Source organism: Trinickia sp. (assembly GCF_051953955.1).
In the GTDB taxonomy this organism is placed as follows: Bacteria; Pseudomonadota; Gammaproteobacteria; order Burkholderiales; family Burkholderiaceae; genus Trinickia.
In genome coordinates, this window is the sequence record NZ_JBQCIF010000071.1 from 1 (window position 1) to 9,534 (window position 9,534).

11 protein-coding genes are annotated in these 9,534 nt (G+C 63.6%); 4 read left to right on the forward strand and 7 right to left on the reverse strand.

Annotation, left to right across the window (positions count from 1 at the left end; translation table 11 throughout):
* The 4 genes from ACTHNZ_RS13325 to ACTHNZ_RS13340 all read right to left on the reverse strand — a co-directional run.
* Positions 1-421, reverse strand: a 421-nt coding sequence (locus ACTHNZ_RS13325) for a DUF1697 domain-containing protein (RefSeq protein WP_440542972.1), incomplete at its 3' end; no start/stop codon positions are given.
* Between the two features lie 229 nt (positions 422-650).
* On the reverse strand, positions 651-785 hold the full coding sequence (locus ACTHNZ_RS13330; protein ID WP_440542973.1) for a hypothetical protein: 135 nt from the start codon (positions 783-785) through the stop codon (positions 651-653).
* A gap of 373 nt (positions 786-1,158) precedes the next feature.
* Positions 1,159-1,662 carry a hypothetical protein gene (locus tag ACTHNZ_RS13335; protein WP_440542974.1) on the reverse strand — a complete coding sequence of 168 codons (504 nt, stop codon included), beginning with the start codon at positions 1,660-1,662 and terminating at the stop codon, positions 1,159-1,161.
* A gap of 11 nt (positions 1,663-1,673) precedes the next feature.
* Entirely contained in the window at positions 1,674-2,531 is an 858-nt protein-coding gene (locus tag ACTHNZ_RS13340; RefSeq protein WP_440542975.1) for a methyltransferase domain-containing protein, read from the reverse strand.
* A gap of 83 nt (positions 2,532-2,614) precedes the next feature.
* On the opposite strand from ACTHNZ_RS13340, the gene ACTHNZ_RS13345 reads away from it, so the two are divergent.
* Entirely contained in the window at positions 2,615-3,571 is a 957-nt protein-coding gene (locus tag ACTHNZ_RS13345; RefSeq protein ID WP_440542976.1) for a LysR family transcriptional regulator, read from the forward strand.
* A gap of 34 nt (positions 3,572-3,605) precedes the next feature.
* Here ACTHNZ_RS13345 and ACTHNZ_RS13350 read toward each other — a convergent pair whose 3' ends face one another.
* On the reverse strand, positions 3,606-4,907 hold the full coding sequence (locus ACTHNZ_RS13350) for an MFS transporter (RefSeq protein WP_440542977.1): 1,302 nt from the start codon (positions 4,905-4,907) through the stop codon (positions 3,606-3,608).
* Between the two features lie 97 nt (positions 4,908-5,004).
* Complete coding sequence (locus ACTHNZ_RS13355) at positions 5,005-6,498, reverse strand: M20 family metallopeptidase (protein ID WP_440542978.1); 1,494 nt, start codon at positions 6,496-6,498, stop codon at positions 5,005-5,007.
* A gap of 112 nt (positions 6,499-6,610) precedes the next feature.
* On the opposite strand from ACTHNZ_RS13355, the gene ACTHNZ_RS13360 reads away from it, so the two are divergent.
* Positions 6,611-7,507: a LysR family transcriptional regulator gene (locus ACTHNZ_RS13360; RefSeq protein WP_440542979.1), complete on the forward strand. Its 897-nt coding sequence runs from the start codon at positions 6,611-6,613 to the stop codon at positions 7,505-7,507.
* Positions 7,508-7,565: 58 nt separating this feature from the next.
* Here the strand turns inward: ACTHNZ_RS13360 and ACTHNZ_RS13365 are convergent, their stop codons facing one another.
* Positions 7,566-8,189 carry an MSMEG_1061 family FMN-dependent PPOX-type flavoprotein gene (locus ACTHNZ_RS13365; RefSeq protein WP_440542980.1) on the reverse strand — a complete coding sequence of 208 codons (624 nt, stop codon included), beginning with the start codon at positions 8,187-8,189 and terminating at the stop codon, positions 7,566-7,568.
* Between the two features lie 97 nt (positions 8,190-8,286).
* Here ACTHNZ_RS13365 and ACTHNZ_RS13370 point away from each other — a divergent pair, with 97 nt between their 5' ends.
* Together ACTHNZ_RS13370 and ACTHNZ_RS13375 are read left to right on the forward strand one after the other, a co-directional pair.
* A complete protein-coding gene (locus ACTHNZ_RS13370; RefSeq protein WP_440542981.1) occupies positions 8,287-9,102 on the forward strand; it encodes an AraC family transcriptional regulator in 816 nt (271 codons plus the stop codon).
* A 19-nt stretch (positions 9,103-9,121) separates the two neighbouring features.
* Positions 9,122-9,520, forward strand: coding sequence for a VOC family protein (locus ACTHNZ_RS13375; protein WP_440542982.1), 399 nt, complete (start codon positions 9,122-9,124; stop codon positions 9,518-9,520).
* Positions 9,521-9,534: the final 14 nt, after the last annotated feature.

Here is a 9,534-nt window from a genome sequence, read left to right on the forward strand (position 1 = left end):
CCGCCATCCCGTTTCCGTAATGCACGTAGATCTCCCGCGTTCCGAGCGCGATCTCTTCCGTCCGTTGGCCGCTCACGCCGGCCAGGGTGTCGGCGGGCGGAGGCTCGTCGAGGAAGATAGCGACCGTTCGATTCGGTGCAGCCGACGTAAAAGGATTTCCCGCGAGAACCGCAGCTAGCTCCGCGCCGGTTCGGATCAGAACCCCTATCTTCGTGCCGGTGTTTGTCTCCAGGCAACGCTCCAGCTTGATCTTCACCGAAGCTTCAGAGAGCGCGCTTTCGAAAACGACGTTGCCGCTTGCGATATACGTGCGTACCTTGGCAAAGCCGATGGACTCGCACATCGCCCGCAGCTCGGACATGGCGAGTTTGCCAGTGCCGCCGACGTTCACGGCACGCAAGAGAGCGACATAGGTGGTCATCGGCGCATTGTATCGCCGCGGCTCACCCTGCGTGCTCGCGACGCTCAACGCCCCCTTCGACATCAATAGCCTGATGCCAATGTACGCATGTCCATCCTTCCGTGGAGAACCTCTTCCCGGCCACATACAAATATTCGTGTCGACATCCGTTGGCAGGGACTCCGCAGGCATCGAGGCGGTGACTACATTGGCCTCTCTCAGCTATGGGATTCGCGAAACAGGGGCATGGTCACTCTTTCGGAAGTACCGAGGTGGCCTGCTCGAATGTGCTGAGGCGTTGTCCCGATAATGTCTTCTTTATGGCCAACTCTTGCTTGGTGACCGGTGCGATGGCGTGCGGCATCGACGATTGACTTTCGCTCATTCCTCGCTCTACACTTCGAAGCACTAGCCACTGGGGCTCGCGGGAAACTGCCCCCAGGGACACTTGGTGTACCGAGAAGGCCCGCTTCGTGCGGGCCTTCTCTTTGGCCCCTGACGTCTGCTGTCGTCGTGGGGCTTCGTCGGTCACTCTAGCATCGGCTGGTCTTGGGTTCCTTTCTGCCCCGCTGACGCCGACGGCCTGGGAGAAAGCCGACCTCGCCCAAAATGAGATGGGTTCGGCGAGCGGATCTTGGAGATGGCGTCGCGCGATCGTCCCAAGGGCGGGGTCGCGCAGCAAATCAGTCGACAACCTTTCGGCACTGCCACCTGCCCGATGCCCGCTTCGCCGCGAACACCCGATGCCCCCAAAACAATCAATAACTAGGCACGGCCTTAGGTACAGAGCGCAGCAACAACCGAAACGCCACAACGTGCGTAATCATCAGCAACGGTACATAGATAACCGGAATCACATACATTGCCCCCAGCTCTCCCGCACGCGCAGGAAGATCGACTAGGACAGCGTGGTAATAGTCGACGATAAGGTCGATCACCCCTACGACGTTGAACGCGACGACGAACGCCCAAAACAGCGAGCGTATCCGTGCCGTGAGCAACGCCAGCATCGCCAGCACTCCCGTAGCGAAATCGCCGTATGCGGCGAATACCGCGAAGCTGGCCGGCAGATGGGGATCGACGACACCCGGCAGGATGAACACGAGCCCGAAGAACCGAAAGCTATGCAACGTGGCAATGGCGCGTTGCGCTTCAAAGGATGGCATCGATCTGAGCCTCGGCCACACATACACCCCGAAGCAAAGCAGCCAAGCGACATACCCCAGAACGAGGTGCAATTGGAAGACAAGTGCGGGTGCCATGTTGCCTCCCTTCAGGCGTTGTCCGGCGTTTGACCGGAAGAGAAGTCCGCAGATGCAGCCTCGAACACCCCAGTGAAGATGCCGAGTCGGCCTTCCATCAGACTGCGCGCCAGGTTCGCGGTCAGCTGCGCAAAGTCCGGCCCCATCACGATGCCCAGATTCGGCGACGGCGGCGGCCCTGACTCGCGCAGCCGAGCGAACCAGGTCTTGGCGGCGCCGGCGTCGTCTTGCCATACCCGCGTGCGAAAACCCGCCTGTTCGATCGCCTCGCGCGTTGCATCGGCCGTCAGCAGAAAACTCGTCGACGGCGTGCGCGCCCACGGTACGGGGTAGTACGGTTCACCGCCGTTTGCGACGATGTCGAACGTCGCAAACTTGCCGCCCGGCTTCAGCACGCGCCGTATCTCGCGGTAAAGCCGGTCGCGCTCGAATACGTTCATCGCTACGTGCTGCAGCAATACGGCGTCGAAATGGCCGCCGTCGAAGGGCATGTCGAGCGCGCTGGCGGCATGAAACGTCACCTGTTCGCTCTGCGCAGTCCGTTCGGTGAGATAGCGCGCGGCGTCGACGAACGGTTCGCTGAGGTCGATGCCCGTCACGCGGCAGCCGTGGGTTGCAGCGATGAAACGAGCGGGGCCTCCGACGCCCGAGCCGACGTCCAGCACCGACATGTCGGCGGTGATGCCAGCCAGTTCGGCAAGCTCGGCGGTCGCGGCGAACCCTCGGGTGTGGAAGTGATCGAGGACGGCCAGTTGCTGCGGTTCGAGCGGCTCGTCGTCAGGCCCGAGAACCGTGAGCGCGGCCTTGAGCCGCTCGGTCAGGCCCGTTGCGCGATAGTGATCGCGGCCACCATCCAGTGCATCAGTCATTGCAAGGCTCCTCGCTCGTGATTGGCACGTTAGATGTACCATCGCCTTGCGTGCACGACTATTCCTCACAATGTTGACGGGCCATGAAGCAAAACTTCACAGTCAGACAGGGAGCGCTCGATGGTGTGGAGGCGTTCCTGACCGTGGCCCAGCATCGGAGCTTCCGCAAGGCGGCCGCGGAACTCGGCGTGACGCCGTCGGCCGTCAGTCAGGCAGTGCGTGTCCTCGAAACGCGCATCGGCGCAGCGCTCTTCATGCGCACCACGCGCAGTGTGGGCCTCACGGAAGCAGGCGAGCGGTTTCTCTCGCGCGCAAAGCCGGCCTTCGAGGAGCTTGTCGCCGCAAGCGAAGTGGCGCGCGGTCTCGGCGAGCGGCCCGCCGGATTGCTCCGTCTTTCCGTGCCGCGCGCGGTCGTGCCCATCCTGCTGGAGCCGCTGATCGCATCGTTCTGCAAGGCGTATCCCGAAGTCGAGGTGGAGATCGTCGCCAGCAAGGAACTGATCGATCTTGCCGCGGAAGGATTCGACGCCGGCATCCGCCTGGGCCAGTTCGTCGCCGCCGATATGGTCGCGGTGCCGTTGACGCCGCCGTTTCGTTTCATCGTCGTCGGTAGCCCTGCCTACTTCGCGGCGCGTGGCCGGCCCCGGCATACGGACGATCTGCGCGAACACGCATGCTTGCGATGGAGGCGCTCGAGCGGCGCGCTCGCGCTATGGTCGTTCAACGACAACGGCCAGGCGATGGAGATCGCCGTATCCGGTCCGCTCATCGCTAGTGACTTTCTCACCATGCTTGGCGCCGCGATGGAAGGCGTAGGCCTTGCTCAGCTTCCCGAGCCGATGGCCGCCGAAGCATTGAAAGCGGGAAAGCTCGTGCAAGTGCTGGAGCCGTTCGCTCCGGTGACGCCTGGCTTGTTTCTCTACTATCCCGACCGCCGGCAGATCTTGCCGAAGCTGCGCGCGTTCATCGATCACGTGAAGAGCCGCCCCCCGGTAGGCGATGACAAGACACGGGTATCGCGAGCCGGACGCCGCCGGTGACTTGCGTGATCGTGCCGAAACTGACGGCTGGCAATTAGGCCGCAAACCGCCTCTCGCTCGCCACCCGCTTGACGCGGCTCACTGAAGCCAACGCCGCCAAACTGATCATCGCCGTCACCATCAGATAGAAGCTCGGTGCACTGCGATTCGCGGTCACGCTGACGAGCCAAGTCACGACCGCCGGCGTAAATCCGCCGAACACCGTCACCCCGACGTTGTAAGCGACGGACATCCCGGTGGAGCGCGTGGCGGCAGGAAACAGCTCCGACATCAACGCGGGCAGCGCCCCAAAATAAATCGACTTCAGCAGCGCGAGCCAAGCAACGAGCCCGAACAGCGTCATGACCGACAAGTGATCGATCGTGTACGCGAATGCCGGGTAGACCGAAACCAGCAACAGCAATCCAACCGTGATCATCTGCGTGAGCCGCCCGATCCGATCCGACAGATGACCGGCGAACGGTGTGACGCAAGTCAGAATGACGCCGCCGAGCATCGTCGCCGCGAAACTCGTCGACGCCGGCATATGCAGCTCGCGAATCCCATATGTAGGCAGGTACTGCAGCAGGTAATTCACTGAAGTCGACACGGCCAGCGCACCGGTTGCCACGAGCATCATTCGCTTCTGCGCGAGGAACACGTCGCGCACGGGCGTTTTCGTGTGCTCGGCTTCGGTGAAGTCCGGCGCATCTTCGAGAAAGCGGCGCAGATACAAGCCCACCGGCCCGATCAGCAAGCCGAAGAAAAACGGCACGCGCCATCCCCACGCCATCAACGCGTCATGAGACAACAGCTTGGCCAGCGCGAAGCCGCACGTCGCGGCCATCAACGTCGAAAGGCCTTGCGTCGCGAACTGCCAGCTCGCGAGGAACCCGCGCCGATGCGGCGCATGCTCGATCAGCATCGCCGTCGATGCGCCGAATTCGCCGCCCGCCGAAAACCCCTGAATCAGTCTCGCCGCGAACACGCCGATCGGCGCGGCAATCCCGATGCTCGCGTAACTGGGGATCACGGCGACGATCGCGGTGCCGAGCATCATCAGCCCGACCGACATCATCAACGCCGCCTTGCGCCCGCGCTTGTCGGCATAGGCACCGAGCACCAAGCCGCCGATGGGCCGGACGAGGTAGGACGCGCCAAAGGTCCCGAACGTGAGCAGCAGCGACGCCGTCTGGTTCGCCGTCGGAAAGAAGTGCTTACCGATGTAGATCGCAAAAAATCCGTAGATCGCGATGTCGAACCATTCGAGCGCGTTGCCGGCCGAGGTTGCAATGACGATTTGCGTGAGGCTCAGCGGCCTGCGCACGGGCGAGCCCGAAGAAAGACTGTGACTCATCGCGACCCTCGATCGGTTGGAAGATGACAAAGAACGAAAACGAAAGCGAAAACGGTGCAGGCGTTGATGCGCCGAAACGGATCAGTGGATCAGTGGATCACCGGGTCAGCGCGGCGACGGCGAACCGCGTTCCGCTCGATTCGTGCGCCATCGGCTCAGCCGAGTGCCCCGCACGGATGTGCACGATGCGCCGAGCGTCCTCGCCGAGGTCCCACCAAATCCCCGCCATCACACCGAGTGCTTCGCGCGCGACCGAGCCGAGCAGGTGCTCGTTCGGTGCGTGCTGCGAGCATGCGGGGTACGAATGCGGGACCCAAAGCGTGGGCAACCCCAGCGTATCGGCGAAGACATCGTTCGGGACCGTCCCGCCAAGGTTCGGCAGCAATGCGGGTTTCTTGCCGGTCGTGACGCGCATCGATGAGAGCACCCAATTCACCCATGGATCTTCCGGGTCCAGGCGCGTTGCGGCGGCGCTTCGCGTGACCGATACGCGCACGTCGGCGAAGCCGTGGCGCGCGAAGTGCGCGGCGAGATGCTCGCCCGTATGCTCGCTGTCGGTGCCGACGACGAACCGCAACTGGCACGTCGCGCGCGCCACGGGCGGAATCGCATTGACCGGTGCGTCGGGGTTGCCGGCCTTGAAGGCGAGTACTTCGAGCGTGTTCCAGGCGATGACGCGCTCGGTCGGTGTCAGGCCCGGTTCGCCCCAATCGGGATCGATGGCGGGTGCGTTCTCGTCGCCGCCGAGCTCGATGTCGGCCAGCGCCCGGCGGACTGCATCGGAGATCGGCGGCGGACGCAGTCCTTCCACGACGATCGCGCCGCGCTCGTCGACGAGGCTCGCAATCGCATGCGCGAGCACGATGGCCGGATTGCGCAGCACGCCGCCCCAATTGCCGGAGTGATGCGCGCCTTCGCGCAGGTCGACGACCAAATCGAAGTTCACCCCGCCGCGCGAGCCGAGGAACGCGGTCGGGCGTTCGGCGTTGACGCGCGGGCCGTCCGAGGCGATGAACACGTCCGACGCCAATGCGTTGCGCTCTTGGGCGCAGATTTCGTCGAGGCCGGGCGAGCCGATTTCTTCGCCCATCTCGAAGATGACTTTGACGTTGTAGCCGAGCTTGCCGCCGCGGGCTTCGATCACCGCGGCCAGCGCGGCGAAGTTGACCGAATGTTGGCCTTTGTTGTCGGCGCTGCCGCGGCCATACCAGCGATCGCCGTCGACACTCAACTGCCAAGGCGCGAGGCCCGCGCGCCATTGCTCGTCGTAGCCGCGGACGACGTCGCCGTGGCCGTAGGTCAATACGGTCGGCAGCGCGGGATCTTCGATCCGCTCGGCAATCAGAAACGGGACACGCTCGGCGACGGGGTTGCGTGCGATGCGGCAGGTGAAGCCGAGCCGCGTCAGCGTCGGCGAAATCTCTTCGGCCAGATAGGCGTGCAACGCGTCCGCTTGGGCCGGGTTCTGGCTTTCGGTTCGATACGCGATGCGGCGTTTCAGGTCGTCGAAGAACCGCCCCGAATCGTAGGCCGCGAACGCGCGATCGATTGCCTGCTGGCGCGTATTGCTCGATGTGGGGCCGGCCGTCATGACGTCTCCTGGTTTTATCGTTCAGGCAAAGAGTAGGAACGCCAAAAATTCGCAACAATTTCAATTTTGTCGATTACCCTTGCCGAAACGGCAATGAGACAGGAATCGACCCATGTTGCACGGTATCGCGCTGCGTTACTTCGTCGAAGTGGCCCGCACGGGCTCGCTGGCCGCCGCATCCGAGAGCTTGCATGTGGCGGTATCGGCCATCAGCAGGCAAATCAGCAAGCTCGAACAGGACGTGGGCGCTCCGCTGTTCGAGCGCCTGCCGCGCGGCATGGTCCTGACCGAACCGGGCGAGTTGCTCGCCGAGCATGCGCGACGCACGCTGCTCGACGCCGATGTCGTGCTCGGGGAAATCTCGGCGAGCGAAGCCCGCGGGGGCAAGCTCGTGCGGATCGGCTGCACCGAGGGCTTCACGCGCTCGTTCTTGCCGGCCGCGCTCGCGCGCCATTACGCGGCGTTCCCCAACGCGGGCTATGCGCTGCGGTCGGGAACGCCAGCGCAAGTCGAACATTGGGTGGCGTTGGGCGAAGTCGATCTCGGCATCGCATTCTCGAGCGGCAATACGCCGGCGCTGAACGTCGACTATTCGATCGAGATGCCCGTGGGTGCGTTGCTCGCATCGGCGCACCCGCTCGCTGCGCAGGCCTTGCTGACGCTGGCCGATCTTCAGGCTTATCCGGTGGCCCTGCTCGAGCGGGGGACGACGGTGCGGCAACTGTTCGATCTCTGTTGTTCGACGCGCGGCGTGCGAATCGAGCCCGTGTTGAGCAGCAACAATTCCTCGGCGCTGCATGCGTTCGCCGCGCTGACGGGCGCGGTTACGCTGGGCAGCGCCGTGGCGCTCAAAGGGATGCCGAACGAGAGCGCCATGACGTGGCGGCCGATCGATGAGCCGATCCTCAATCAACGCGTGTTGCAGGTGACGACGATGCGGGAGCGGCGGCTGCCGGCGGCTGTGAAGGGCGTGCTCGGGACGATCGTCGCGATGATCGGGGACGCGTGATCGGAAATAGTCGGAAATCATAGGAAGGAGGCGGCAGAGGTGCCTCGACCTGCATCGCTCAATACAAATCGTTGCGCACGGCCTGCAAATACCCCGCGTCAATCGCCTCCGCGCCGGCGGGGTCAAGGCCGCTCATCGCCGATTTGATCTGCCCCGGCGACGGCACGCTCGATCGATCGATCCTTGCCGCTTCGCTCCAAAGTTTCGCGCGGTTGATGGCTTTGCCGCAATGAAAAAGCACCTCGTCGATCGTTACGACGACGGCCGCCTTCGGTGTCTTGGCGCCTTCGGAGAGCCGGGCAAGCAAGGCTGCATTCGTGGAGATCGCCCCGCGCCCGTTGATCCGCATGAACATCTCCAGCCCCGGGAAAAGAAACAGCATGCCGATGCGGGCGTCGTGCGTCAGATTCCTCAGCGATGCGATGCGGTTATTGCCTGGCCAATCGGCGAAAGCGATCGTCTTGTCGTTCAGCGCTTTGACGAAACCCGGCTCGCCGCCGCGCGGTGAGGCATCGAGACCATCGGCGCTGCCCGTTGCGAGACAAACGAACGTCGCGACGCGCAAGTAATCGAGATGGAATGGCATGAGACGCGGCAAGACGCCTTTCGCGATGCTCTCCGAAGGCGGGTCGTAAAGCCGATCCAAGTCCAAATCGGCCGCGGTAAATGGGACGGTGCTCATCGCGTTCTCCGTAAAGGGCTAGCAATGCCGTCGAGGATAGTGCGCAAGCGCTTGGCGCGGATAGACTATCGGCGCCATTCGATACCTCTACGGCGCCATGACCTCACGAGAAGACCGCGTCAAGGAGAAGCTCTCATGCGTTCACGCCATGAGCGAGGCGCACCCGCCGCTGATTGCCGTTGCCGGGCGCCAAAGCGTCGCCCGTGAATCGGGACCGCATCGTCATGCGGCGGGGCAATTGCTCGGCTTGTTCTCCGGATTGATGACCGTGCGCACCGAACGCGGCGCGTGGGTCTTGCCCACCATGCGCGCCGTTTGGATTCCGCCGTCCCACATCCATGCGGCACGCTCACACGGGCCGTTCGCGGGTTGGGCCGCCTATATTGCGCCGGCCGAATGTAGCGCGCTGCCGGACCAGCCGCGGGTCATCGACGTGTCGGGTTTGCTGCGCGAAGCGGTGCTGACTGCCACCGAATGGGGCCTCGATCCATTCAAGGCAAGCCAGCGCAACGTGTTCGCGGTTATCCTCGACGAAATCGCAGGCAGTTGCGCCGATGCATTCCGTCTGCCGATGCCGAGCGACGCGCGCCTGCTGCGTATCGCGAGCGCGCTCATCGACGAGCCCGCCGATTCGCGCACGCTCGAGGCGTGGGCCAAACTAGCGCATGCCGCGCCGCGCACGTTGAGCCGCCGTTTCGTAGAGGAAACAGGTTTGACCTTCACGGCTTGGCGCCAGGGCGCGCGACTCATGCGGGCGCTGGAACGGCTCGCCGCGGGCGAGCCCGTGACGTCGATCGCGCTCGAGCTCGGCTATGACAACCCGAGCGCATTCATTGCGCTGTTCAAGCGAACGTTCGGGACGACGCCCGGCCGTTATCTTGCCCCGGATGTCCCGCAGTTCTGGCGTCCATGATCTAGAAAGGGAAAACAAGATGATTTCGCATGTTTGCATAGGAGTAAACGAATTCGATCGGGCCTTTGCGTTCTACTCCGCGGTTTTGGGCACCTTGCAGCACGAGCTGAAATTCTGCGAGCGGGAGCAGCCGTGGGCCGGATGGATGGCGAAGAGCCAGCCGCGGCCGCTCTTCATCATCGGCAAGCCGTTCGACGGCCATGCCGCACAGGTCGGCAACGGCCAGATGGTGGCTTTCTTGGCGCCGGACAGAAGCGCAGTCGTCCGTGCTTATGAAGCCGCATTGGCAAGCGGCGGCACGTGCGAAGGCGAACCGGGGCTCAGGCCTCACTATCACGCCCATTACTACGGGGCGTATTTCCGAGACCCGGAGGGCAACAAACTATGCGTCTGCTGTCATGAGGCAACACCCGAGTAGAAGCGGCCGACGGG